Source organism: Variovorax fucosicus (genome assembly GCF_030316825.1).
Taxonomy (GTDB): Bacteria; Pseudomonadota; Gammaproteobacteria; order Burkholderiales; family Burkholderiaceae_C; genus Variovorax; species Variovorax fucosicus.
This window is the reverse complement of record NZ_JASZYU010000005.1, coordinates 225,253-248,484: the sequence shown is the minus strand read 5'-3', so window position 1 is coordinate 248,484 and position 23,232 is coordinate 225,253. Positions and strand designations below refer to the sequence as shown.

At 68.6% G+C, this 23,232-nt stretch carries 22 protein-coding genes, 1 tRNA gene and 1 pseudogene; 15 read left to right on the top strand and 9 right to left on the bottom strand.

The window, feature by feature from the left end; translation table 11 throughout:
* The first annotated feature begins 19 nt into the window (after positions 1-19).
* The 4 genes from QTI05_RS26250 to rbsD are packed head-to-tail and all read left to right on the top strand — an operon-like array spanning position 20 to position 3,375.
* Positions 20-1,012: an ABC transporter permease gene (locus tag QTI05_RS26250; RefSeq protein ID WP_286621374.1), complete on the top strand. Its 993-nt coding sequence runs from the start codon at positions 20-22 to the stop codon at positions 1,010-1,012.
* A 1-nt stretch (position 1,013) separates the two neighbouring features.
* Positions 1,014-2,030 (top strand): LacI family DNA-binding transcriptional regulator, encoded by a 1,017-nt coding sequence (locus QTI05_RS26245; RefSeq protein ID WP_286621372.1) that lies wholly within the window; start codon positions 1,014-1,016, stop codon positions 2,028-2,030.
* A gap of 5 nt (positions 2,031-2,035) precedes the next feature.
* Positions 2,036-2,980, top strand: coding sequence for a ribokinase (rbsK, locus tag QTI05_RS26240; RefSeq protein WP_444812970.1), 945 nt, complete (start codon positions 2,036-2,038; stop codon positions 2,978-2,980).
* Positions 2,977-3,375, top strand: a complete 399-nt coding sequence (gene rbsD, locus QTI05_RS26235; RefSeq protein ID WP_286539453.1) for a D-ribose pyranase — start codon at positions 2,977-2,979, stop codon at positions 3,373-3,375. The genes rbsK and rbsD overlap by 4 nt, the downstream gene beginning before the upstream one ends.
* Before the next feature lie 22 nt (positions 3,376-3,397).
* Here rbsD and QTI05_RS26230 read toward each other — a convergent pair whose 3' ends face one another.
* A complete protein-coding gene (locus QTI05_RS26230) occupies positions 3,398-4,279 on the bottom strand; it encodes an MOSC domain-containing protein (protein ID WP_286621369.1) in 882 nt (293 codons plus the stop codon).
* A gap of 76 nt (positions 4,280-4,355) precedes the next feature.
* On the opposite strand from QTI05_RS26230, the gene QTI05_RS26225 reads away from it, so the two are divergent.
* Genes QTI05_RS26225 through QTI05_RS26215 form a run of 3 tightly spaced genes read left to right on the top strand, consistent with a single transcriptional unit; the run spans position 4,356 to position 8,054 of the window.
* The gene (locus QTI05_RS26225) at positions 4,356-5,474 is read left to right on the top strand and encodes an FAD-dependent monooxygenase (RefSeq protein WP_286621367.1); all 1,119 of its coding nucleotides are present in this window, start codon (positions 4,356-4,358) and stop codon (positions 5,472-5,474) included.
* 25 nt (positions 5,475-5,499) lie between these two features.
* Positions 5,500-6,225 carry a DsbC family protein gene (locus QTI05_RS26220; RefSeq protein WP_286621365.1) on the top strand — a complete coding sequence of 242 codons (726 nt, stop codon included), beginning with the start codon at positions 5,500-5,502 and terminating at the stop codon, positions 6,223-6,225.
* Complete coding sequence (locus QTI05_RS26215; RefSeq protein WP_286621363.1) at positions 6,225-8,054, top strand: M61 family metallopeptidase; 1,830 nt, start codon at positions 6,225-6,227, stop codon at positions 8,052-8,054. The genes QTI05_RS26220 and QTI05_RS26215 overlap by 1 nt, the downstream gene beginning before the upstream one ends.
* On the opposite strand, the gene QTI05_RS26210 is transcribed toward QTI05_RS26215, so the two are convergent.
* Positions 8,055-8,519 (bottom strand): CopD family protein, encoded by a 465-nt coding sequence (locus QTI05_RS26210; protein WP_286621362.1) that lies wholly within the window; start codon positions 8,517-8,519, stop codon positions 8,055-8,057.
* A 98-nt stretch (positions 8,520-8,617) separates the two neighbouring features.
* Between QTI05_RS26210 and QTI05_RS26205 the strand changes: the two genes are divergently transcribed.
* Positions 8,618-9,397: an enoyl-CoA hydratase gene (locus QTI05_RS26205; RefSeq protein WP_286621360.1), complete on the top strand. Its 780-nt coding sequence runs from the start codon at positions 8,618-8,620 to the stop codon at positions 9,395-9,397.
* A gap of 5 nt (positions 9,398-9,402) precedes the next feature.
* On the opposite strand, the gene QTI05_RS26200 is transcribed toward QTI05_RS26205, so the two are convergent.
* Positions 9,403-10,632: a hypothetical protein gene (locus QTI05_RS26200; RefSeq protein ID WP_286621358.1), complete on the bottom strand. Its 1,230-nt coding sequence runs from the start codon at positions 10,630-10,632 to the stop codon at positions 9,403-9,405.
* Entirely contained in the window at positions 10,629-11,282 is a 654-nt protein-coding gene (locus QTI05_RS26195; RefSeq protein WP_286621356.1) for a sigma-70 family RNA polymerase sigma factor, read from the bottom strand. Before QTI05_RS26195 ends, QTI05_RS26200 begins: the two co-directional genes overlap by 4 nt.
* Before the next feature lie 125 nt (positions 11,283-11,407).
* Here QTI05_RS26195 and QTI05_RS26190 point away from each other — a divergent pair.
* Positions 11,408-11,484 (top strand) — tRNA-Met (locus QTI05_RS26190).
* A 54-nt stretch (positions 11,485-11,538) separates the two neighbouring features.
* Here QTI05_RS26190 and QTI05_RS26185 read toward each other — a convergent pair.
* Positions 11,539-12,777 carry an FRG domain-containing protein gene (locus tag QTI05_RS26185; protein ID WP_286621354.1) on the bottom strand — a complete coding sequence of 413 codons (1,239 nt, stop codon included), beginning with the start codon at positions 12,775-12,777 and terminating at the stop codon, positions 11,539-11,541.
* A gap of 109 nt (positions 12,778-12,886) precedes the next feature.
* Positions 12,887-13,753, bottom strand: coding sequence for a UDP-2,3-diacylglucosamine diphosphatase (locus tag QTI05_RS26180; RefSeq protein ID WP_286539465.1), 867 nt, complete (start codon positions 13,751-13,753; stop codon positions 12,887-12,889).
* Between the two features lie 94 nt (positions 13,754-13,847).
* On the opposite strand from QTI05_RS26180, the pseudogene QTI05_RS26175 reads away from it, so the two are divergent.
* Positions 13,848-15,554, top strand: a pseudogene (locus QTI05_RS26175) (lysoplasmalogenase family protein); the annotation flags it as partial.
* On the opposite strand, the gene dmeF reads toward QTI05_RS26175, so the two are convergent.
* The 3 genes from dmeF to ruvB form a co-directional block, all read right to left on the bottom strand.
* Positions 15,507-16,517, bottom strand: a complete 1,011-nt coding sequence (gene dmeF / locus QTI05_RS26170; RefSeq protein ID WP_286621352.1) for a CDF family Co(II)/Ni(II) efflux transporter DmeF — start codon at positions 16,515-16,517, stop codon at positions 15,507-15,509. The pseudogene QTI05_RS26175 and the gene dmeF overlap by 48 nt on opposite strands.
* A 52-nt stretch (positions 16,518-16,569) precedes the next feature.
* Positions 16,570-17,061 (bottom strand): hypothetical protein, encoded by a 492-nt coding sequence (locus tag QTI05_RS26165; protein WP_286621350.1) that lies wholly within the window; start codon positions 17,059-17,061, stop codon positions 16,570-16,572.
* A gap of 110 nt (positions 17,062-17,171) precedes the next feature.
* On the bottom strand, positions 17,172-18,227 hold the full coding sequence (ruvB, locus tag QTI05_RS26160; protein WP_286621348.1) for a Holliday junction branch migration DNA helicase RuvB: 1,056 nt from the start codon (positions 18,225-18,227) through the stop codon (positions 17,172-17,174).
* 82 nt (positions 18,228-18,309) lie between these two features.
* On the opposite strand from ruvB, the gene QTI05_RS26155 reads away from it, so the two are divergent.
* From QTI05_RS26155 to QTI05_RS26135, 5 genes are read left to right on the top strand one after another with little or no spacing between them, the layout of a single operon-like run.
* Entirely contained in the window at positions 18,310-18,930 is a 621-nt protein-coding gene (locus QTI05_RS26155; RefSeq protein ID WP_286621346.1) for a CDP-alcohol phosphatidyltransferase family protein, read from the top strand.
* Between the two features lie 55 nt (positions 18,931-18,985).
* Positions 18,986-20,746 (top strand): bifunctional alpha/beta hydrolase/class I SAM-dependent methyltransferase, encoded by a 1,761-nt coding sequence (locus tag QTI05_RS26150; protein WP_286621345.1) that lies wholly within the window; start codon positions 18,986-18,988, stop codon positions 20,744-20,746.
* Positions 20,743-22,080, top strand: coding sequence for a phosphatase PAP2/dual specificity phosphatase family protein (locus QTI05_RS26145; protein ID WP_286621344.1), 1,338 nt, complete (start codon positions 20,743-20,745; stop codon positions 22,078-22,080). The genes QTI05_RS26150 and QTI05_RS26145 overlap by 4 nt, the downstream gene beginning before the upstream one ends.
* A complete protein-coding gene (locus tag QTI05_RS26140) occupies positions 22,073-22,507 on the top strand; it encodes a hypothetical protein (RefSeq protein WP_286621343.1) in 435 nt (144 codons plus the stop codon). Before QTI05_RS26145 ends, QTI05_RS26140 begins: the two co-directional genes overlap by 8 nt.
* 31 nt (positions 22,508-22,538) lie before the next feature.
* Positions 22,539-23,228 carry a lysophospholipid acyltransferase family protein gene (locus QTI05_RS26135; RefSeq protein WP_286621342.1) on the top strand — a complete coding sequence of 230 codons (690 nt, stop codon included), beginning with the start codon at positions 22,539-22,541 and terminating at the stop codon, positions 23,226-23,228.
* Positions 23,229-23,232 lie beyond the last annotated feature (4 nt).

Genomic DNA, 23,232 nt, shown 5'->3' with positions numbered 1-23,232 from the left:
CGGCCCATTCCGATACGACATGAATCCGTCCGATACGCCCCCCGCGACCTCCGCTGCGCGCGCCGCACTCCAGGGCCAGCTCGCCACCTATCTCGGCCTTGCCGCGGTGCTGGCCGGCATGGTCGCGCTGTTCGCGAGCCAGAGCGAGTACTTCCTGACGCGCGAAACCTTCGTCACCATCGCCAATGAGATTCCGGCACTGGCCGTGATGGCGGTCGGCATGACCTTCGTGCTGATCATCGCGGGCATCGACCTGTCGGTCGGCTCGGTGCTGGCGCTCAGCGCCGCCGCCACCGCCGCCGCGATCCTGCAGTGGCAATGGAGCGTGCCGGCCGCGGCGGCGCTCGGGCTGGCCACCGGCCTCGCCTGCGGCGCCGTCACCGGCGCGGTTTCGGTGGCCTGGCGGCTGCCCTCCTTCATCGTGTCGCTCGGCATGCTCGAGGCAGTGCGCGGTGGCGCCTACCTCGTCACCGATTCGCGTACCCAGTACGTGGGCGACGCCATCTCCGGTCTCGCCGCACCATGGATCGGCGGTATCTCGGCCGCCTTCGTGCTCGCCGTGGTGCTGGTGGTGATCGGCCAGGCGATCCTCACGCGCACCGTGTTCGGCCGCCATGTGGTCGGCATCGGCACCAACGAAGAGGCCATGCGGCTGGCCGGCATCGACCCGCGGCCGATCCGCATCATCGTGTTCGCACTGACCGGCCTGCTGGCCGGACTCGCCGGGCTGATGCAGTCGGCCCGGCTCGAAGCCGCCGACCCGAACGCCGGCGTCGGCATCGAGCTGCAGGTGATCGCCGCCGTGGTGATCGGCGGCACCAGCCTGATGGGCGGTCGCGGCTCGGTGGTCAACACCTTCTTCGGCGTGCTCATCATCGCGGTGCTCGAAGCGGGCCTGGCGCAGATCGGTGCCAGCGAGCCGAGCAAGCGCATCATCACCGGCTGCGTGATCGTGGTCGCGGTGATCATCGACACGCTGCGGCAACGGCGCGCCGAACGGGGAGTCCACTGACATGGCCACCATCAAGGATGTCGCGCTGCGCGCCGGCGTGTCCGTCACCACCGTGTCGCATGTGGTGAACGACACGCGCCACGTGAGCGCGCAGGGGCGCGAACGCGTGGAGCTCGCGATCCGCGAGCTCGGCTACGTGCCGAGCGCCGTTGCACGCAGCCTCAAGAGCAACACCACGTCCACGCTGGGCATGTTGATTCCCAACAGCTCCAACCCCTACTTCGCGGAGATCGTGCGCGTGGTCGAAGACCGCTGTTTCGGCGCCGGCTACACGCTGATCCTGTGCAACACCGACGACGAGCCGCGGCGCCAGAGCGTCTACCTGAAGGTGCTGGCCGAGCGCCGCATCGACGGCCTGATCGTGGTGTCGACCGGCAACGACGACTCGCTGGTCACCCAGTTGCACGGCCTCAAGGTGCCGACCGTGCTGGTCGACCGCGAGATCGCCGACCCGAGCTGCGACCTGGTCGAGACGGCACACATGCAGGGCGGGCTGCTGGCGGTGCGGCATCTGCTGTCGCTTGGGCACCGGCGCATCGCCTGCATCGGCGGCCCGGCCGGCGTGACGCCGAGCGAGCAGCGCATCGAAGGCTGGCGCATGGCGCTGGCCGAAAGCGGTGCGACGCCGAATGCGGATGCGCTCCTGTGGCGCGGCGGCTTCACCAGCCAGGGCGGCTACGAGGCGATGCACGCGATCCTGCGCACCGAGGAGGCGCCCTCCGCCGTGTTCGTCTGCAACGACCTGATGGCGATCGGTGCGCTGCGCGCGGCGCACGAAACCGGCGTGCACGTGCCCGACGAGCTGTCGATCGTCGGCTTCGACGACATCGAACTCTCGGCCTACACCAGCCCGCCGCTGACCACCGTGGCCCAGCCCAAGGAGCGCATCGGCGCACTGGCGGTGGACATGCTGCTCGAGCGCGTCAGCAAGCGCCGCCACGAGCCCCACAAGGTGGTGCTGCAGCCTGAGCTGCGCGTGCGCGCATCGACCGCCCGATTTCCCTCCGACCGCGCATGAACCCGATGCTTTCCAGCGAAGCGCCGCGCATCGTGGTGCTGGGCAGCCTGAACATGGACCTGGTGGTGCGGGTCCCGCACGCGCCGGCCGCTGGCGAAACCCTGCAGGGCCATTCGATCCACAGCATTCCCGGCGGCAAGGGCGGCAACCAGGCGGTGAGTTGCGCGCGCCAGGGCGCGCAGGTGAGCCTGCTCGGCTGCGTCGGTGCCGACGCGCACGGCGAGGCGCTGCGGCAGGCTCTGCAGCAGGACGGCATCGACACCACTGCGGTGCAGATCGACCCAGCAGCGCCCACCGGCACGGCGCTCGTCATGGTCGAGGACTCGGGGCAGAACCGCATCGTGGTGATCGCGGGCGCAAATGCTCGCGTCGAGATCGACGACGCGGCGCTGGCCGCCCGGCTCGACCGCGCCGCATTCCTCGTCGCGCAGTTCGAAAGTCCGTTGGTGCAAGTGGCGCGCGCCATGAACGCGGCCGTCCGCGCCGGCTGCAAGGTACTGCTCAACCCGTCGCCGGTGCAGGCCGTCGACGCCGCGCTCTGGCCGCTGATTGACACGCTGGTGGTGAACGAAGTCGAGGCGCGGACGCTGGCCGGCCAACCCGCCGAGGAGCCGCGCGATGCCGCAGCGGCCGGCGCGGTACTGCGCGCGCGCGGCGTCGCACGCGTGGTCGTCACGCTGGGCGCCGGTGGCGCCGTGGCCATCGATGCCGATGGCGCGCGACACCATCCGGCGCCGCGTGTCCAGGCGGTCGACACCACGGCCGCGGGCGACACCTTTCTCGGCGCGCTGGCGGTGACGCTCGCCTGCGGCGGATCGCTCGACGAAGCCGTGCGCCTGGGCATTCGCGCCGCGGCGCTGTGCATCACGCAGCCCGGCGCCCAACCTTCCATTCCGCTGCGCGATGCCGTCCTGCGCAGCCCCCTCCCGCCCGACTGGACACCGCTTTGAAACGCACTCTCCTGCTCCATGCCGACTTGTCGCAGGTGATTGCCACGCTGGGCCACGGCGACATGATCGTGCTCGGCGACGCCGGCCTGCCGATTCCCGATGGCCCGCGCCGCATCGACCTGGCGGTCACGCCGGGGGTTCCGCGGCTCGCCGACGTGCTCAGGGCGGTGTTGTCCGAGATGCAGGTCGAGCGCGCCATGCTGGCCCGCGAGGCGCTCGACCCCGCCGATGGCAACGCGCTGCCAGCCTGGTGCGCGGGCCAGCTCGCCGTCACGCCCGAAACCATCTCGCACGAGGAACTGAAGCGGCTCAGCGCGCGCGCCAGGGCCGTGGTGCGCACCGGCGAATGCACGCCTTACGCCAACATCGTCCTCTGCGCAGGCGTGACGTTCTGAGCCGGCCGGCGCCGCGGCCGCATCACTCGAACCGGTAGTTCGCGCCGACCGGCTGCCCAACCTTGAGCATGTGCTCCACGCCCTCGATCACGATGGCGTTCATGCCGAAGGTGATGGCGCCATCGACCCGGGCGTTCTGGCGCCAGGTGCGCAGCATGTCGCCCACCTCCGGCGTCGCCACGCCGGTGGCCGGGTCGATGTCCGGGATCGGGCAGCGCGAGCACGGCTTGACAGGCTGCAACCGGGCCTCGCCCTCACCGGTGGCGATGTGCATGGTCTCGAGCCGGTCTTCGTCCTGCGCCTCGATGCCGGCCAGCACGATGTTGGGTCGGAAGCGCTCGATGCCGACCGCGGCGTGGCCGGCGGCCAGCAACTTTTCGTTGAGCTCGGCGAGCGAGGCCTCGCTCGCCACCAGCAGCGCAAAGCCGTCGGCAAACTGGTTCTGCGCCTCGATGCCGCCGGTCCATTGCAGGTTCGACAGGCGCTTGTGCTCCGGATCGAAGCGTGCCAGCCGCAGCTTCTGCGGGCGGCCCGGTTCCGACAGGAAGTCGCTGAACCATTGGGCCGCAATGTCGCCCATGTCGTAGGCTGCGACCTCGTCCTTCCACACCTTCACGCGCACCGGCTGCTCGACCCGGTCGAAGGCAATGTGCAGCGCCAGCATGCCGGGCGCGCGCAGCACCATTTCCATGTGCTTCAACTGCGGCCGTATCAGGGCCATGCGCGGCAGCTCGCGCTGGGTGACGAACTCGTTGTTGGCGTCGACCACCATCCAGGCGCGATCGAATTCGAGCCCGGTTTCGGTCAGCAGGGCCTCGGGCAGCTCGACCCCGGCGCAGGACTTGACGGGGTAGACAAACAGGCGGGCGATGGTGGCCTGGAGATCGAAGGCGGCAGCAGTCACGAAACGGTTCCTTGGGGCGAATGGTGCGATTGTCCCGCAGGCCGCGCCACGAAGCGCCAACTCCTACAATCCGCCCATGGCCCTTCCCCCCGAGGTTTGCATTCGCGGTGCCGGCATCGTCGGCCGGACACTGGCGCTGCTGCTGGCGCGGGAACGCGTGCGCGTGGCGCTGGTGGCGCCATCGGCCCCATCGACGCATGAAGACGTGCGCGCCTACGCGCTCAACGCCGCCTCCCGCACCCTGCTCGAATCGCTGCGCGCCTGGCCCGATGCGGTGCACGCCACCGCGGTGCGCGAAATGCAGGTCAGCGGCGACGAGGGCGGGCGGGTGCAGTTCGATGCCCAGCGCCAGCGCGTCGACGCGCTGGCGTGGATCGTCGATGTGCCGGCGCTCGAGCGCCAGCTGGCCGATGCCGTGCGCTTCCAACCGTTGATCGAGGTGCGCGACACGCCGGTGCCAGCCGCGCTGACCGTGGTCTGCGAAGGCCGCGCCAGCGCCACACGCGAAATACTGGGCGTGCGCTATGAAGTGACGCGCTATCCGCAGCATGCGATCGCGGCGCGCCTCGAGGCCGAGCGGCCGCACGACGGCATCGCCCGCCAGTGGTTCAACGCGCAGGGCGAAGTGCTCGCGCTGCTGCCGCTGGGCGGCGCTGCCGGCCGCACGCTGGCGTTGGTGTGGTCGGTCGACCAGTTCCGCGCGCCCGAACTTTTGAAGCAGGACGCCGCCGCCTTCACCGCGGCGCTGCGCGAAGCCAGCGGCGATGCGCTGGGCGCCTTCACGCTCACCAGCGAACGCGCGGCGTGGCCGCTGCAGCGCGCCATGGCCGATCGCTGGGTCGGCCGCCTGGCGGATGGCAAGGCCTGGGCGCTGGCCGGCGACGCGGCGCACACGGTGCACCCGCTGGCCGGCCAGGGCCTGAACCTCGGCCTGGCCGACGCGGCCACGCTGGCTGAAGTGCTGAAAGAACGCGAGTACTGGCGCAGCGTGGGTGATGCCCGGCTGCTGCGCCGCTACGAACGCGCACGCCGCGCCGAGGTGCTGTCGATGAGCCTGGCCACCGATGGCCTCCAGCAGCTTTTTGCACACGATGCCGACCCCTTGCCGGCGCTGCGCAACTGGGGCATGCGCGGCTTCAACCAGACCCATCTTCTGAAGAACTGGATCGCGCGCCAGGCCATGGGCCTGCGCTGATTCCTGCAACCGACCACGACCGACCATGAAGTTCGCCCGCACCCTCCTCGCCGCATTGGCATTCGGCAGCACGCTGGCCACCACGTTCACGCACGCCGGTGAAGCCGAGATCCGCAAGAACCTGGCCGCGCGGATTCCGCAGTTCGCGAAGATTGACGAGATCACCAAGTCGCCGATGCCGGGCCTGTACGAGGTGCGCATCAACGGTTTCGAGATCTTCTACACCGACGCCGACGGCAACTACCTGCTGCAGGGCAACCTGATCGACGTGAAGGCACGCAGGAACCTGACCGAAGCGCGCGTCGAAAAGCTCAGCGAGGTCGCGTTCGACAAGCTGCCGGTGAACGACGCATTCAAGATCGTGCGCGGCAACGGCAAGCGCAAGCTGGCGGTGTTCGAAGACCCGAACTGCGGCTACTGCAAGCACTTCGAGCGCGACATGAAGAACGTCGACAACGTCACCGTCTACCTGTTCCTCTACCCGGTGCTCGGGCCCGATTCGAACGTCAAGTCGCGCAACATCTGGTGCAGCAAGGACAAGGCGAAGTCCTGGAACGACTGGATGGGCGGCGACGTCAAGCCCGAAACCGCCGCCGCAAGTTGCGATACAACGGCGCTGGACCGCAACATCGCGTTCGGCCGCAAGTACAACATCACCGGTACGCCCACGCTGATCTTTGCGGACGGCACGCGCGCGCCGGGCGCCATTCCCGCGGCCCAGGTCGAGAAGCAGCTCGCGTCGGCCAATTGATGGCCGCAGTTGCTGCCACCAAGCGCCGCAAGGCGCCGGCGCTGCACTACCGCGTCGAATGCGCGGACCGACATGCGCACCTCTTCGCCATCACGCTCACCATCGACCGGCCGGCCGCGCAGCAGCGCGTGTCGCTGCCGGTCTGGATTCCGGGCAGCTACCTGGTGCGCGAGTTCGCGAAGAACCTGCAGGGATTGAGCGCCACGCAGGCCCGGCGCAGCGTGGCGGTCGAACAGCGCGACAAGCACAGCTGGCAGATCGATTGCGCCGCCGGCAAGCCGCTGGTGCTGCGCTACGAGGTCTGTGCCTACGACCACTCGGTGCGCACCGCCTGGCTCGACGCCGACCGTGGCTTCTTCAACGGCACCAGCCTCTGCCTGCGCGTCGAAGGCCAGACCGGGCAGCCTCATGCGCTGGAGATTGCTGCGCCCGAATTGATCGCAGGCCGCGCCCGCTGGTCGTGCGCCACGGCCCTTTCGGGCCTGAAAGTCGATGCACAGGGTTTCGGCAGCTACTGGGCCGCCGACTACGACGAACTGGCCGACTCGCCGGTCGAGATGGGTGCTTTCTGGAGCGCCGAATTCCTGGCCTTCGGTGTGCCGCACCGCTTCGTGGTGGCAGGCGCCACCGCGTCCTTCGATGGCGACAGGTTGATCGCCGACACCAAGACCGTCTGCGAAGCCGAAATGCGCTTCTGGCACGGCGACAAGGTGGGCAAGAAGGGCGGGCCGAAGCCGCCACACGACCGCTACCTGTTCATGCTGAACGCCGTCGACGACGGCTACGGTGGGCTCGAGCACCGCCATTCGACAGCGCTGATCTGCACCCGCCGCGACCTGCCGCAGCGCGACGCCCGCAAGCAGCCCGAGGGCTACACCACGCTGCTGGGCCTGATCAGCCACGAGTACTTCCACACCTGGAACGTGAAGCGCCTGCGGCCCGCAGAGTTCGCGCGCTATGACTACGACCAGGAAAACTACACGCGGCTGCTCTGGCTGTTCGAGGGCTTCACCAGCTACTACGACGACCTGCTGCTGCGCCGCGCCGGCCGCATCGACGATGCGGCCTACCTGCGGCTGATCAACAAGACCATCAACGGCGTGCTGCAGGCACCGGGCCGCCTGGTGCAGTCGGTCGCCGAGGCCAGCTTCGACGCCTGGGTCAAGTACTACCGGCAGGACGAGCAGACACCCAACGGAACCATCAGCTACTACACCAAGGGCTCCCTGGTGGCGTTGTGCTTCGACCTCACGCTGCGGCAGGAAGGCAAGGGCTCGCTCGACGACGTGATGCGGCTGCTGTGGACGCGCAGCGAAGGCGGCCCGATCGGCGAGGCCGACTTTGCCGCGGCGATGGAGGCCGTGGGCGGCCGCTCGTACGCGAAAGAAATCGCAAGCTGGGTGCACTCCACCGACGAGTTGCCGCTGTCCGATCTGTTGCGCGCCCATGGTGTCGCCACGCTCGATGACCCGGCCCAGCGCGCACAGGAACTCGGCCTGCGCGTGACCGAAACCGGCGGCAGCGTGCAGGTCAAGGTGGTGCTGCGCGGCGGCGCGGCCGAGCAGGCCGGCTTTGCGGCCCACGACGAATGGATCGGCATCGAACTGCCGCCGGCCAGACGCGGCCAGCCGGTGCAGGCCTGGCGGATCACGAAGCTCGATGACCTCGCGCTCTATCTCGGCCCGCAAAAGAAGATGACGGCGATCGTCGCGCGCGACCGGCGCCTGCTGCGCCTGCCGCTCACGCTGCCGACCGGGGTGACGACCTGGCGGCTGTTTGCCAAGGACGCAGCGCTGCTGAGCCGCTGGCTTACGCCCGGCCCGGCTTGATCAGAGTGCGCGGCCGAGCACGGCCAGCGCGAACACCAGCACGCCGAGCGCCAGGTTGAAGGCCACCAGCCGGCGAACCAGGTTGAGCCGCCCGGCCGCGGCCGGCCACTCCCTGGCAACCACCGCACGCTGCAGCTTCGGATAGACGCCAAAGCGGATGTGCCCGTAGATCGCCATCATCACCAGCCCCAGCGCCAGCATCGCATGCACGCTCCAGTGCAGCTGCCGCATGCCGCCGGCCAGCATGATCATCGCGACGCCGGTGGCCAGCGACAGCCCGATCGACACGCTGACGCCCACGAAGAAGCGGCCCAGCGCCGCCGCCATGAAGGGCAGCCGCAACGGCGGCTCGAGCATGGCCACGGCCGCGGGCCGCACGGCGAAATGCATCACCGCCATGCCGCCGACCCAGAAGGCGGCAGCAAGCAGGTGCAGCAGAAGAAGAAAAGCGGGAACTAAGGTCATCGGGATTCCTGGTGAGGCCCGCAGTGTGCACCGGGCCGGCTCGCTATAGTCAGCCGAACCGCCGCTCCCCCATTCCACCATCCTCCACGGAGACACACATGCGCTACGAGAACATCGAAGTCCGCACCGAAGCCGGCAAGGTCGGCATCATCACGCTGAACCGGCCGAAGGCGCTCAACGCGCTCAACGATGCGCTCATGACGGAGCTCGGCACGGCGCTGAAGGCCTTCGATGCCGACGAGGCGATCGGCTGCATCATCGTGACCGGCAGCGAGCGGGCCTTTGCCGCCGGCGCCGACATCACCGCAATGGCGAAGTACAGCTTTGCCGACACCTACAAGGGCGACTACATCACGCGCAACTGGGAAACCATCCGCAGCGTCCGCAAACCGGTGATCGCCGCTGTCAGCGGCTTTGCGCTGGGCGGCGGCTGCGAGCTCGCAATGATGTGCGACTTCATCATCGCGGCCGACAACGCGAAGTTCGGTCAACCCGAAATCAAGCTCGGCGTGATCCCCGGTGCCGGCGGCACGCAGCGCCTGCCGCGCGCGGTGGGCAAGAGCAAGGCAATGGACATGGCACTCACCGGCCGCATGATGGACGCGACCGAAGCCGAGCGCGCCGGGCTGGTGAGCCGCGTGGTGCCGTTCGACAAGCTGGCCGACGAGGCGCTAGGCGCCGCGCTCGCCATTGCGGATTTCTCGCAGATTGCAGTGATGGCGGCGAAAGAGTCGGTCAACCGCGCCTTCGAGAGCGGCCTCTCCGACGGCGTGATGTTCGAGCGCCGGCTGTTCCACGCGCTGTTCGCGACGGCCGACCAGAAGGAAGGCATGGACGCCTTCGTCAACAAGCGCAAGGCCGACTTCACGCACCGGTAGGCGCGTCAGCGCGGCGCCCCGGGCTGCGGCTCGGCGGCGGCCGGGGCCGGCGGCGCGGTCACTTCGCGCAGGGCATCGCGCAGGCCGTCCAGCGCGCCCTCAGGCGGCTGGCCGGTGGCGGCTGGCGCGCCGTTCTCGCGCCAGCGCACCTCGCCCCGCGCGAGCTCGAACTGCGCCAGCGGCTTGCCGTCGCGCTCGAGCGTCACGCGCCATTCGACCTTGCTGCGCAGCGGCTGAGGGCTCACCGCCGAAAGCGCGGCCGAGCCGAGCAGCGTGCCGAGATCGCGCGCCTCGGCCCGGGTGAAGCTGCGGGTTGCACCATTGGCCGGGACGATGGTCATGCGCGTCCACTGGGACAGCGCCGCAAAGCTCGGCGGCTCGCTGGCTTCGGTGCGAACCGAGGATGACGACTTGGCCTGGTTGCCGGCGCCGGCAACAGCGCCGGCGGACGCCGCCGGGGGCGCCGCTTCTTCACGCATTCGTGCGGCCGCGCGACGATCGGGTGCGGCCGCCACGGCCGCGTCGTTCGCGATCGGCGGCGGGGCAGGCGCGGCGGCGATTGCTGGTGCCGGTGCCGACTGGCGTGCCAGCGGCGCGGCCCTGCGCTCAGCCTCCTCGGCCATCCCGCCACGCGCCTCGTTCTTCCTTGCACCGGCCGGTGGCGTCGTTTCGCCGCGCGACGGCGCAGGCGCCGCGGGCGGCGGAGGCGGAGGCGGCAGGGTCATCTGAAACGGCAGATCGGGCACCACCAGCGGCGTGCGCGGGCCCGGCAAGTTGGGCGCCTCGGTCACCGTCGGCGGCAGCGCGATGCGGGGGGCAGCAGCCGGCGCCGATGCTTCCGGCTGGGCCGGTTCAGGCGCGGCAGCGGGCGCCGCGGATTTGGCCGCAGCGGGCGCCTGGCTGTCCAATTGCGGGCCAGGCACCGGTTCGCGCTGCCACAGCACGGTGACCAGCACGCCGACCAGCACGCTGGCAAAGGCGGCGTTCCAGGGCATGCGGGTCTTGCCACCGCTGCCGAACAGCACACGGCGCCACCAGGGCTGCCCGTCCGGCAACATCGGCAACAAGTCCTGCGCGCCTTCATCGGGCGCCACCGCCTGGTGCGCCATGCGGCGGATTGCCTTGCCGATCCGGAAATCGGGCACGGCGCTGTGATCGGGCGCGTTCTCCAGCGCACGGCGCAGCGCCGGGTCGGGCTGGTCGTCGTCTTCGGGCGGCAGGAATTTGTCGTTCATGCCCGATGCTCCAGCGCCGACAGGTAGCGCTCCATGCAGACGCGCAGCTTCTGCAAGCCGTAGCGCAGCCGGCTGCGCACGGTTTCGAAGCCCACGTCGAGGCTTTGCGCAATGGCCTCGACCGTGAAATCCTCTTCCTGCTGCAGCAGGAACGCCGCACGCTGCTCGTCGGGCAGTTCGTCCAGGCAGGCGAGCAGGCGGCGGCCGGCGGCCCGCCAGAAGGCCAGCTCTTCGGCCGACGCATGGCTGGCCTCCGGACGCAGCAGGCCGCGGCTGAACAGCACCCCGGCCTCGAGCCCGTCGCCGTCTTCATCGTGTGCGTAGTACGAAACCTCGCGCCCGCTCTGGCGCAGCCGGTCCATCGCAAGGTTGTGCGCGATCGTGAACGCCCAGGTGCGCCAGCTCGCGCCCTGCGGCGAGAAGCTGGCCCGCGCCTTGATGATGCGTTCCCAGGTTTCCTGGAACACCTCGTCCACCTCGGCCGACAGCCGCACGCCCATCAGCCGCCGCACGAAGCGGAACAGGCCGCCCTCGTGGCGCGCATAGAGCAGATCGAACGCGGCCGTGTCGCCGCCGGCATAGGCAAGCATCAGCTGATCGTCGGACACGGCGGCGCTGTCGGCAGGGCTGTCGGGAGAGACCGGAGGCATGAAGGGATTTTCACCCGGGGTTGTACGGGCGACGGCGCCGATCGGGGTTAACGAATCCGGCCTTTGCACGTTGGCTCGCCTGGTGAAGATGACGGCGCCGGAGTCCGGGCTATAATCTCGGGCTCGGCTCTTTAGCTCAGTCGGTTAGAGCGATGGAATCATAATCCACAGGTCCGCGGTTCGAATCCGTGAAGAGCCACCAGATCGTTGTTCGCCGCTGCATCGGCGTTCGCAAAACCCGAAGCCCCTGCTGCTTTCAAAGCGCCAGGGGCTTTTTGTTGTCCTGCACTTCGGACAGCATTTGCTCCCAATACGCAGCGTAGCTGCCTTTGCCTTCTTTCCGGTAGAGCTCGGCGGCGAGCCTGACGAGTTCCGGATTGTGCTCTGCGATGTTGCGCGAGATGTTGGGCAGAAAGCCTTCGCGTGCCGCCTCGGTGGCTGTTGCTTCCGAAACGCGCACGGCGTACCAGTAGAGCATCTCCTGGAAACCTTCGACCCAACGAAGAAGGTGCACGCCCGAATGGGCTTCCCCCGAACGAACTGCCTTGGGTGCGCCAGCCGCCTCGAGCATCTTTTCCTGAAACTTGTTCAGCGCCGCGGGCTCCATGGCCTCGTGCACCGCGGCGCTGCCCAGGAATTTGGCGCACGCATCGCGCACCGCCTTGAACCAGTCGTCCTCGGGCAGGATGTCTACCTCCACGCCGCCACGCACGACCTGGAAACCTGCATCGTGCCGAAACTCGATCTTGAGGCGCCAGTCCTTCAAAAGCGCGAGTTGGGAGGGTTCGACGGAAAGAAACGCGCCGCGCTGCAAGTACAAACGGTTGACCAACGGAGGCGGCATCACGAGTGCGGCACCCTCGCGCAGGAACCCGTTCAGGTCATAGACGAACACTGCCGATCGCGTTTGCGGCTTGTCCGACATGCTTGCGAATCGAACCGCGACGGCCGGATCGCCGGTGATGTCCACCAGGTCGGTCAACGCCTGCTGATAGTGTTGAGCCGTCGCTTTTGCGCCGAGCGGCGGCAAGGCGATGCCGATGGTGCTCCATATCCAGGGTGCACCGAATGCGAGGGTGAACAACTCCAGCTTTCTTCGCTCAAGCTCCTGGTCGGTCGTCTTTCGGTGGAACGACGGTTCGACGTCGTAGACGGCATTGGCCTGCCCCCGGAACACCAGTTCCACAAAATACTCCGGCGTGCCGTTCGTCCGGCCGTCGACGTTGTGTGCGGCGCGCTGCAATATCTGCAGGAGCATCCAGGCGTGCCAGGGCGAATCCACAGGAACCACCTTGCCTGGGCTCCCTGACGACAAACTACCGACTGTGGCCTGGGCAAATTGCCGCATCGGCTCCGCAAAGTCCCTGAAGAGGGCGCTCATTCCTTCGCCCTGCGCGGGCGTCAGGCGCTCCAGATCCAGATAGGGGCCCAGATGGGGGATGTCGAGCGCATGAAACCTCGTGTAGTAGTCACGCGCCCAGTTGCTGCTCGCCATGGCTTGACTCCTGTCGATCTCACACCGCTCCCCGGAGCCCGAGCCTACTTCCGCTGGCGGCGCCTGTACATCGACTTCGAACACCTCGCCAAGGGCGCACGGCCCGGCCTCAAACCACTGCCGGCTCCCGCCGCCGCGACAACACCGGTGTGCGCGCCTCCACCGGCATGTGCTCGCCCCAGTGGATGATTTCGAGCGTGCCGTCGGCCTGCTCCGCAAGCGCGGTCAGGCTCTCGACCCAGTCGCCGTCGTTGCAATACAGGACGCCGTCGATATCGCGCATCTCGGCATGGTGGATGTGGCCGCAGACCACGCCCTGCACCCCGCGCTTGCGGGCTTCGCGTGCCACTGCCACCTCGAAATCGCCGACGTAACTCACGGCGCGCTTCACCTTCTGCTTGAGGTAGTTCGACAGCGACCAATAAGGCAGCCCCATGCGCGCGCGCAGCGAATTCAGGTGGCGGTTCAGCTTGAGCGTGAATTCGTAGAGCGAGTCGCCCACGTGGGCCAGCCACTTGGCGCACTGGATCACGCCGTCGAACAGGTCGCCGTGGATGATCCACAACTTGCGGCCGTCGGCGGTCTCGTGGATCCACTCCTCGGCCACTTCGATGCCGCCGAAATTGTGGTTGAGGTACTTGCGCGCAAACTCGTCGTGGTTGCCCGGAATGAAGATCACGCGGGTACCGTTGCGCGCCTTGCGCAGGAGCTTCTGCACCACGTCGTTGTGCGCCTGCGGCCAGTACCAGTGCCGCTTGAGCTGCCAGCCGTCGATGATGTCGCCGACCAGGAACAGCGTCTCGCACTCGGTGTGCTTCAGGAAGTCGAGCAGTGCGCGCGCCTGGCAGCCGGGCGTGCCCAGGTGCAGGTCGGAGATCCACAGCGTGCGAAAACGCTGCCGCGGCCGCGTTCCCTCGTCGGTATCGGGGCCGGCTGTGTCGCGCCATGCGCGGATGAAAGCATCGTCGCGTTGCATGGGAGGGTAGGCTCGCAGGGCCGCATGACGACGCCGTGGCAATGGGGTGACACCCGCGTGACCGTGGGCACGGCACCACATCACAATGCCGCTCATGCGCCCCGGCCAGATCATCGTCCTCGCCACGCCGGTCTTCCTGCTGCTGATCGCGATCGAGTTTGCGGTCGGCCGCGTGCGCGCGCGGCGCGGCACCGGGTCGGACACCTACAGGCTGGCCGATGCGCTCAACAGCATCGGCCTGGGCATGCTGAGCCAGATCAGCGCGGTGCTGACGCGGCTGCTGCGCGTGGGCATCTACACGGCGGTGTATTCCGCGGTGGCGCTGTTTCCCGACACCGACTTCTGGACGCGGTGGTACGGCTGGCTGCTGGCGCTGGTGTTCTACGACTTCTGCTACTACTGGCTGCACCGCATGGGCCACGAGTCGGCCATCCTCTGGGCCGCACACGTGGTGCATCACCAGAGCCAGCACTACAACCTGTCGACCGCCCTGCGCCAGACCTCGAGCGGCGCGCTGCTCGGATGGGTGTTCTACCTGCCGATGGCGGTGGCCGGCGTGCCGCCGCTGGTGTTCGGCGTGGTAGCGCTGGTCGACCTGCTCTACCAGTTCTGGGTGCACACCGAGCAGGTCGGCAAACTCGGCTGGTTCGACCGCTGGTTCTGCTCGCCATCGAACCACCGCGTCCACCACGCGGTGAACGACCGCTACCTGGATCGCAACTACGGCGGCATCCTGGTGGTGTGGGATCGCATGTTCGGCAGCTTCAAGGAGGAAGACGAGCGCTGTGTCTACGGCACGCGCAGCCCGCTCCAAAGCTGGGATCCGCTCTGGGCCAACGCCGAGGTCTACTGGTCGCTGGCCAAGGACTCGTGGCACGCGCGCCGCTGGGCCGACAAGGTGCGTGTGTGGTTCAAGCCGCCGGGCTGGCGGCCGGCCGACGTGGCGGCGCGGTTTCCGAAGGTGCCTTTCGACATCGCGCAGGCGCAGCAGCGCTACGAGCCGCCGGTCGGGCGCGGCGTGCAGTGGTTTGCCGCCGTTCAGTTCGTGCTGATGCTGGCCGGCGTGGCCGCTTTCCTCTGGCATGCCGACGACCTGCCGCTGGCGCAAAGCGCGGTGTGGCTGGCCGCGCTGACCGCCGCGCTCTGGGCGATCGGCGGCGTGCTGCAGGGGCGCCTGTCGGTACTGGAGGCGCTGTTCGTCGAGGCCGCAGCGCTGGCCACGGCAAGTGCGGCGCTCGGGTTGCCCGCGCTGCACTTCGTCTGCAAGCCGCTGGCGCTGGCAGTTGCGATCCTTTTTGCCGCTGTGCGCACCCGCAGGGCGGGCGCTCCGGGCCGATTCGGCCTTCTGTTGCTGGCCGCCCTCGTCGCTTCGCTGGCGGGCGATGTGCTGCTGATGTGGCCACGGCTCTTCGTGCCCGGCCTCGTGTGCTTTCTGCTGGCGCACCTGGCCTACATCGCGCTCTTTCGCATGGGTGTGGGCCTGTTTCCGCGGCGCGGCGCACTGGCCGCGACGCTCGCCATCGGCGCATCGATGTATGCGGTGCTGTGGTTCGGCGGGTTGCCCGCGGCGCTGCGCGTGCCGGTCGGACTCTACGTGGTGGTGATCGCCTGCATGGCGGCGCAGGCGCTGGGGCGTGCCGCCGTGCTCGGCGATGCGGGTGCGCGCTGGGTCGCGGTGGGCGCCTGCTTCTTCCTGCTCAGCGACACGCTGCTGGCAATCAACCGCTTCGTGACACCGCTGCCGCTGGCGTCGCTATGGGTGCTGGGAACCTACTACGTGGCGCAGATGCTCATCGTCCGGCATGCAGCGCTGGATCTCCACGGTGGAGTGCCGGATCTCCTCGTGCATCGAGAAGCAGGCCCGCACCTCGTCGGCGCTCAGCGTCGGTGAATGGGTGACGACGGTGACGGCGCACGCATAGGCGCCGCGGCCGACGCGCCACACGTGCAGGTCGGCCACGCGCGTTTCCGATGCCGCCAGCCCGCGCTCGATGCCGTCGCGGATCTCGTCGACGACCGGATGGTCCATTTCGCGGTCGAGCAGCACGCGGCCCGTCTGCACCAGCAGCCCCTTCGCCCAGACCGCCACGAGCACCGCACCGACGATCCCCATCGCCGGGTCGAGCCAGGCCCAACCGTAGAGCCAGCCGCCGGCCAGCGCGACGATCGCGAGCACCGAGGTGGCGGCGTCGGCCAGCACATGCATGTACGCGGACTTGAGGTTCAGGTCTTCGCCGTGCGCGTGCGAGGCGTCGTGTGAATGCGCATGGCCGTGGCCGTGCTCATGGTCATGATCGTGGCCATGCCCGTGCGCCGTGCCCAGGAGGCGGGCGCAGACCAGATTGACGACCAGCCCGAGCACGCCGACCGCCATCGCCTCACGGTAGTGGATCGGCGCCGGCGACCAGAGCCGTTCGAGCGAACCGACCACCATCAGCGCGGCCACGCCAAGCAGGAACAATGCGCTCGCGAAGCCGCCCAGCACCTCGATCTTCCAGGTGCCGAAGGCGAAGCGCGGGTCGTTCGCATAGCGGCGCGCCGCGGCGTACGCGAAGGCGCTGAGGCCGATCGCCACCGCGTGCGAGCTCATGTGCCAGCCGTCGGCCAGCAGCGCCATGGAGTTGAACCACCAGCCCGCGCCGATCTCGACCACCATGGTCACGGCGGTGATCCACATCACGAGCCGCGTGCTGCGCTCGGCGTGTTCGTTCGCTTCGCCGAAGCGATGTTCGTGGCGCCAGGGGGCGAGGTCGTGAGTGTGCATGGGTTCAGGTCGTCAGGTGGGTCGGCACGTCGGCGCGGCCACGCGGCAACGTTCAGCGCGGTATCCCGTAGGTGCTGTAGATGCCATTCAGTAGCCACGTGGCGGCATCCTGGAGGTACGCATCCGTGGCAATCGCCGGACAGTTGCTGCGCGAGTTCCAGGTGCCGCCTCCGCCAACGATGACATCCTCGCAGAACGCGACGCAGTTGTGCGGCAGCAGCCACCATGTCCAGGGTTTCGACATCAGTTCTTCCAGCACGAGCAGGGCACCGGCGGGGTTGGGGACGTCGACATCGCGCCGGACCAGTTCCGTTTTCCTGTTTTCACGCAGGAAGCGGGAATAGCCGTCGGACGTCATGTAGCGCGGGCAGGCATGGACACCCGCCACCTGGAAGTAGAGGAACTGGCGGCCCCGGCCCGCAGCGTGCAGCAGCAGATGCCCGCAGATGTTCGGGCCCGACCCGCTGACCGCGACAACCCGCGTGGTGGAAAAATCGATGTCAAGCACGCCGCAGGCGTTCAGGGGTTCGCCTTCGTAGGCCATGGAGCGCTCCTCGGGTTGGGCGCAACACACATGCCGCGCCGGGAAGCCCTTGTAAGCCCCACGCAGCCGCCCGCACATCCTATGGCCAGGGGATGCGGGCGCGGAAGGCCTCAGGCGCCGAACATGTCGCCGTCGCGGTTCGGTGGCGCAATTCCGAGATGGCGGTAGGCGGCCAACGTGGCGATGCGGCCGCGCGGCGTGCGCTGCAGGTAGCCCTGCTGGATCAGGTAGGGCTCGATCACGTCCTCGATGGTGTCGCGCTCCTCGCCGATGCTGGCCGCGATATTGTCGAGGCCGACCGGGCCGCCATCGAAGCGGTGGATCACGGCTTCGAGCAGCTTGCGGTCCATCAGGTCGAAGCCCTGCGGGTCGACGTCGAGCATCGCCAACGCCTTGTGCGCCACGTCTTCGGTGATGCGGCCATCGCCCTTGACCTCGGCATAGTCGCGCACCCGGCGCAGCAGCCGGTTGGCGATGCGCGGCGTGCCGCGCGAGCGGCGCGCGATCTCGAAGCCGCCGGCTTCGTCCATTGCGACTTTCAGCAGGCCCGCGCTGCGCCGCACGATGTGGGCCAGTTCGTCGGCCGTGTAGAACTCGAGCCGCGCGACGATACCGAAGCGGTCGCGCAGCGGGTTGGTCAGCATGCCGGCGCGCGTGGTGGCACCGACCAGCGTGAAGGGCTGCAGGTCGAGCTTGATGCTGCGCGCGGCCGGGCCCTCGCCGATCATGATGTCGATCTGGTAGTCCTCCAGCGCGGGGTAGAGGATTTCTTCGACCACCGGACTCAGGCGATGGATCTCGTCGATGAAGAGCACGTCATTGCGCTCGAGATTGGTCAGCAGCGCCGCCAGATCCTTCGGCTTCTCGAGCACCGGGCCCGAGGTCTGGCGCAGGTTGACGCCGAGTTCGGCCGCGATGATGTGCGAGAGCGTGGTCTTGCCGAGGCCGGGCGGACCGAACAGCAGCACGTGGTCGAGCGCTTCTTCGCGCTTGCGCGCCGCACCGATGAAGATCCCGAGTTGTTCGCGCACCTTGGCCTGCCCCACATACTCCTGCAGCAGCTTGGGGCGCAGCGCCCGCTCGATCGCTTCTTCATTCGGCGAAGCCGGGGCGGCGGAGACCACGCGTTGCGGGGCCGGGGCGAAGTCATCGGTCTGGATAGTCATAGGGCATAGGGCGAATGAGGCAGTTTAGCCATGTGCCCCACTGGCAGAATGCCGCACCGAAGAATGGCAAGAGGCCCGCAGCGTGTCGATCTACGAACTGAAACCGCGTTTCCAGGCCCTGTTGCGGCCGATGGTGGTGCGCCTGCACCGCCAGGGCGCAACGGCCAACCAAGTCACCATGGCGGCGTGCGTCATCTCGGTGGCGCTGGGCCTCTGGCTCTTCTTCGCGCTGCCGGCGCGGGCCGCCTTCGCGCTGATCCCGCTCTGGATGTTCCTGCGCATGGGCCTCAACGCCATCGACGGCATGCTGGCGCGCGAGTTCGGCCAGCAAAGCAGGCTCGGCGCCTTTCTGAACGAGCTGACCGACGTGGTGTCCGACGCGGCGCTGTACCTGCCGTTTGCGCTGGTGGCGCCGTTCAGCCCGTTTTGGGTCGGCGCGTTGATCGTGCTGGCCGGCCTGAGCGAGTTCGCTGGTGCACTGGGGCCGACGGTCGGCGCCTCGCGCCGCTACGACGGGCCGCTTGGCAAGAGCGACCGCGCCTTCGTGTTCGGCGCGCTCGGGCTCTACGTGGCGCTCGGGTGGCCGCTGCCGGCCTGGTCCGGCTGGCTCATGCCATTGCTGGCAGCGCTGGTGGCGTGGACCGTCGTCAACCGCGTTCGCCGCGCGCTGGACGAAGCCGCCGCCACACCGCAGAATTCATAAGAAACCGGCTTGCAGCGCCCGTCCTGCGGGCGCGAGAAGCTATCAAATTCATAGCATGAACACTTCCCGCATCGCGCACGAGCACCACTTCAGCACGCACGACGAGGTCGCGCTGTTCTATCGGCACTGGCCGGCCACCGGCGAAATCCGGCGCGGCGCCATCGTGCTGTTCCACCGCGGCCACGAACACGGCGCGCGCATGGCGCACCTGGTCGACGAGCTGGATCTGCCCGACTTCGACTTCTTCGCCTGGGACGCGCGCGGCCATGGCAAGTCGCCCGGCCGGCGCGGCTACAGCCCCGGCTTTGCGACCTCGGTGCGCGACGTGCAGACCTTCATCGACCACATCGGCACCACGCACGGCGTGCCGCCCGAAGACATTCACGTGATCGCGCAGAGCGTGGGTGCAGTGCTGATCGCAACCTGGGCGCACGACTACGCGCCCAGGGTGCGCGGCCTCACGCTGGCGTCGCCGGCCTTCAAGGTCAAGCTCTACGTGCCGTTCGCGCGGGCTGGCCTGGGCCTGATGCACAAGCTGCGCGGGCTGTTCTTCGTCAACAGCTACGTCAAGGCGAAGTTCCTCACGCACGATCCCGCGCGCATTGCAAGCTACGAGAGCGACCCGCTGATTTCGCGGCCGATCGCGGTCAACATCCTGCTCGGGCTCTACGAGGCGGCCGACCGCGTGGTGGCCGACGCCAACGCGATCACGTTGCCGACGCAGTTGCTGATCTCCGGCGCCGACTGGGTGGTGCACCACAAGCCGCAGCACCAGTTCTTCGAGCGGCTCGGCAGCGCGGTGAAGACCAAGATGGAGCTGCCCGGCTTCTTCCACGACACGCTCGGCGAGAAAGACCGCGCACCGGCCGTTGCCGCGATCCGCACCTTCGTGCTGCAACTGTTCGACGCGCCGCCGGTGCCGGTCGACCGGCGCAGCGCCCATCTGGACGGCGAAACGGCCGACGAGTCGCGCGCACTCGCCGTGCCGCTCTCGCCGCTCTCGCCGCGCGGCGCCTACTGGGCGATGACGCGCGGCGGACTGCGCTTCGGCGGGCTGCTGTCGCGCGGCGTCGCGCTCGGCCACGCAACCGGTTTCGATTCGGGCAGCACGCTCGACTATGTCTATCGCAACGAGCCGCAGGGCATGGGCCCGCTCGGCCGTTCGATCGACAAGACCTATCTCGGCTCGATCGGTTGGCGTGGCATTCGCCAGCGCAAGATTCATGTTGAAGAGCTGCTGTGCGAAGCGATGGAGCGGCTGGCCGAGCAGCACCGCGAAGTACGGCTGATGGACATCGCGGCCGGGCATGGCCGCTACGTGCTCGACGCAGTGCTCGCCAGCCCGGTCAAGGCCTCGTCGATCCTGCTGCGCGACTACAGTGAGATCAACGTGCGCGACGGTCGCAGGCTGATCGCCGAAAAGGGCCTCGAAGACGTGGCGCAATTCGTGCAGGCCGATGCCTTCGATCGCATGAGCCTCGCGAGCGTGGTGCCGCGGCCGACGCTGGCGGTGGTGTCGGGCCTGTACGAACTGTTCCCCGACAACGAGATGGTGAGCCGCTCGCTCGCGGGTGTCGGCGATGCGGTGGAAGACGGCGGCTACCTGGTCTACACCGGCCAGCCCTGGCATCCGCAACTCGAGATGATCGCGCGCGCGCTGACGAGCCACCGCCAGGGCGAGGCATGGGTGATGCGCCGGCGCACCCAGGCCGAGATGGATCAACTGGTCGAAGCCGCGGGCTTCCGCAAGATCGCGCAGCGCGTCGACGAGTGGGGCATCTTCACGGTATCGCTCGCGGTACGGGTCGAGGAATGATCGCTGCATGGTTCGCACAACGGCCGTGGAAGCGCGCAGCCGCCTGGCTCACGCTGCTGGGGCCGCTGTTCTATGCGACCTACGGTTTTGCGAACTGGTGGGCGACCACGCGCGCCCAGGTGCCGAGCGCGGCCTTCGAATGGGAACGGCAGATTCCGTTCTGGCCATGGACGATCTTTCCGTACTGGACGATCAACGTGTTCTATGCGCTGTCGCTGTTTCTGGTGCGCAGCAAGCACATGGTCGACCGACATGCCTTGCGCCTCGTCACGGCGACCGCGATTGCCGTCACCTGCTTCGTGCTGTGGCCGCTGCACTTCAGCTTCGGACAGCCACCGGTCGACGGCGCACCGGCGTTTCTGTTCAACGCGCTGCGCGGTTTCGACCAGCCCTACAACCAGGCGCCCTCGCTGCACATCGCGCTGGCCGTGATCCTGTGGGACTGGTACCGGCGGCTCGTCACGGCGCGCTGGGCGCGTGCGGTGATGCATGTGTGGGCGTTCGCGATCTGTGCGTCGGTGCTGACGACATGGCAGCACCATTTCATCGACATCCCGACCGGTGCCCTGCTCGGAATCGTCTGCGTCTGGCTCTGGCCGCTGGAGCGCGTGGTGGCCCTGCCGCGGGCCTGGAAGCTGGCGCGCGATCCGCAGCGCTGGAAGCTCGCCGGCTTCTATGCGGTCGGCGCGGCGCTCTGCCTGGCGCTGGCGCTTGCCGTCGGCGGCATCGCGCTCTGGCTGGCCTGGCCGGCGGCGTCGCTCGCCGCCGTGGCACTCAACTACATCGGCTTCGGTGCGCGCGGCTTCCAGATGGATGCGCGCGGCCGCATGGCCTGGTCGGCGCGCTGGCTGCTGGGGCCCTACCGTGCCGGCGCCGCGCTGAACGCCTGGCTCTGGACGCGCAAGCTGCCGGCTTCGGTCGAGGTGCTGCCGGGCCTGCGGCTGGGCCGCATTCCGAACGCCACCGAATGGCAGGCCGCCGGCCGGCCGCGGCTGCTGAGCCTGAGCGCCGAGCTGCAGTTGCCCCCGGTCGCCGGCGCGCGCTGCGTGCCGATGCTCGACCTGGTGGTGCCGCAGCCCGCGCGGCTGCGGCGCGCGGCCGCCGTGATCGAGGCGCAGCGCCGCAGCGGCGACGCCGTCTGGATCTGCTGCGCACTCGGCTTTTCGCGCAGCGCCGCAGCGTTGATCGGCTGGGTTGCGACGCATGGCGACGGTACGCCCGCGCTGGCCGATGCGGAGAAGCTGGTGCGGCAGGCACGCCCGCAGATCGTGCTGCGCCCGGCCTGGCACGCGGCGCTCGAACAAGCCACGCGAGGCGCACGACACCATGAATGACGACGACCGCGCCCTGTGCACCGGCACCGCGAGCCTGCTGCGCGCGAACGGCGTCATCGCCGCCTTCGGCTTCGTGCTGAGCGGCATCGCGCTCGGCGTGCTGGCGTTGACCGCGCGCTCGCTTCCGTTGACCTCGTGCCTGGCCTTCGGCGCGGTCGCGGTGCTCGGCGTGCTCGAGCGCTACCTGGCGCTGCGGCTGCAGTTCGACATCGGCCTCTTCGAAGGCCTGGCCAACGGCCGCATCGGCTCGCCGGGCCTGCTCGACAACGCGCTGCAGCGGCTCGGCATGCGCGACGCACCCGACCAGCCGCGCGCACTGGCCGATCGCGTGCTCGGCACGCGTCAACTGATGCAGCGCCACGCCATCGTGGTGGCCTGCCAGATCGCGGTGTTCGTGCTGGCCTTGCTGACAGAGGATTTGCGATGAACGAGAAAAGATTCAGGAGGAAGGCGTTGTCATGAGTGCATCCGTGCAAGGCGAAAGCCGCAAAGTGGCAGCCGTCATCGCGGCCGGGCTGATCGTCGGCGCCGCGAAGCTGCTGACCGGCGTGCGCGCCATCTGGAGCGGCACCCAGCCAAAGGCAGAGCAGACGCTCTACTTCGCCAACCACACGAGCCATGGCGACTTCGTATTGCTGTGGGCCACGCTGCCGGCCGACCTGCGCGCGCTGACGCGGCCGGTCGCCGGACAGGACTACTGGCTTGCGTCGAAGCTGCGCCGCTTCATCGGCGAAGAGGTGTTCAACGCGCTGATGATCAAGCGGGACGGCTCGACGGCAACCGGCGGCGGCGCCGAAGGTGCGGCTGCCAGCAATCCGGTGCAACAGATGGCCGACGCACTGCAGGCCGGCGACTCGCTCATCATGTTTCCCGAAGGCACGCGCAACATCGGCGACGAGGTGCTGCTGCCGCTGAAGAGCGGGCTCTATCACCTGGCGCGCGCCTGCCCCGACGTGCGGCTGGTGCCGGTGTGGATCGAGAACCTGAAGCGCGTTCTGCCCAAGGGCACGCTGGTGCCGATTCCGCTGGCCTGCACGGTGCGCTACGGCACGCCGATCGTGCTGGCCGAGGGCGAAGACAAGAACACCTTCATGGCGCGTGCCCGCGCCACGATGCTCGACTTGCGCCCCGAGTACGACAGAGCATGAGACC

Bases quoted from the DNA above. Each gene is read 5' to 3' on its own strand.
- QTI05_RS26250 (WP_286621374.1), top strand. From the start codon at position 20: ATGAATCCGTCCGATACGCCCCCCGCGACCTCCGCTGCGCGCGCCGCA.
- QTI05_RS26245 (WP_286621372.1), top strand. From the start codon at position 1,014: ATGGCCACCATCAAGGATGTCGCGCTGCGCGCCGGCGTGTCCGTCACC.
- rbsK (WP_444812970.1), top strand. From the start codon at position 2,036: ATGCTTTCCAGCGAAGCGCCGCGCATCGTGGTGCTGGGCAGCCTGAAC.
- QTI05_RS26225 (WP_286621367.1), top strand. From the start codon at position 4,356: ATGGCCCTTCCCCCCGAGGTTTGCATTCGCGGTGCCGGCATCGTCGGC.
- QTI05_RS26220 (WP_286621365.1), top strand. From the start codon at position 5,500: ATGAAGTTCGCCCGCACCCTCCTCGCCGCATTGGCATTCGGCAGCACG.
- QTI05_RS26215 (WP_286621363.1), top strand. From the start codon at position 6,225: ATGGCCGCAGTTGCTGCCACCAAGCGCCGCAAGGCGCCGGCGCTGCAC.
- QTI05_RS26210 (WP_286621362.1), bottom strand. From the start codon at position 8,519: ATGACCTTAGTTCCCGCTTTTCTTCTTCTGCTGCACCTGCTTGCTGCC.
- QTI05_RS26205 (WP_286621360.1), top strand. From the start codon at position 8,618: ATGCGCTACGAGAACATCGAAGTCCGCACCGAAGCCGGCAAGGTCGGC.
- QTI05_RS26200 (WP_286621358.1), bottom strand. From the start codon at position 10,632: ATGAACGACAAATTCCTGCCGCCCGAAGACGACGACCAGCCCGACCCG.
- QTI05_RS26195 (WP_286621356.1), bottom strand. From the start codon at position 11,282: ATGCCTCCGGTCTCTCCCGACAGCCCTGCCGACAGCGCCGCCGTGTCC.
- QTI05_RS26185 (WP_286621354.1), bottom strand. From the start codon at position 12,777: ATGGCGAGCAGCAACTGGGCGCGTGACTACTACACGAGGTTTCATGCG.
- QTI05_RS26180 (WP_286539465.1), bottom strand. From the start codon at position 13,753: ATGCAACGCGACGATGCTTTCATCCGCGCATGGCGCGACACAGCCGGC.
- dmeF (WP_286621352.1), bottom strand. From the start codon at position 16,517: ATGCACACTCACGACCTCGCCCCCTGGCGCCACGAACATCGCTTCGGC.
- QTI05_RS26165 (WP_286621350.1), bottom strand. From the start codon at position 17,061: ATGGCCTACGAAGGCGAACCCCTGAACGCCTGCGGCGTGCTTGACATC.
- ruvB (WP_286621348.1), bottom strand. From the start codon at position 18,227: ATGACTATCCAGACCGATGACTTCGCCCCGGCCCCGCAACGCGTGGTC.
- QTI05_RS26150 (WP_286621345.1), top strand. From the start codon at position 18,986: ATGAACACTTCCCGCATCGCGCACGAGCACCACTTCAGCACGCACGAC.
- QTI05_RS26145 (WP_286621344.1), top strand. From the start codon at position 20,743: ATGATCGCTGCATGGTTCGCACAACGGCCGTGGAAGCGCGCAGCCGCC.
- QTI05_RS26140 (WP_286621343.1), top strand. From the start codon at position 22,073: ATGAATGACGACGACCGCGCCCTGTGCACCGGCACCGCGAGCCTGCTG.
- QTI05_RS26135 (WP_286621342.1), top strand. From the start codon at position 22,539: ATGAGTGCATCCGTGCAAGGCGAAAGCCGCAAAGTGGCAGCCGTCATC.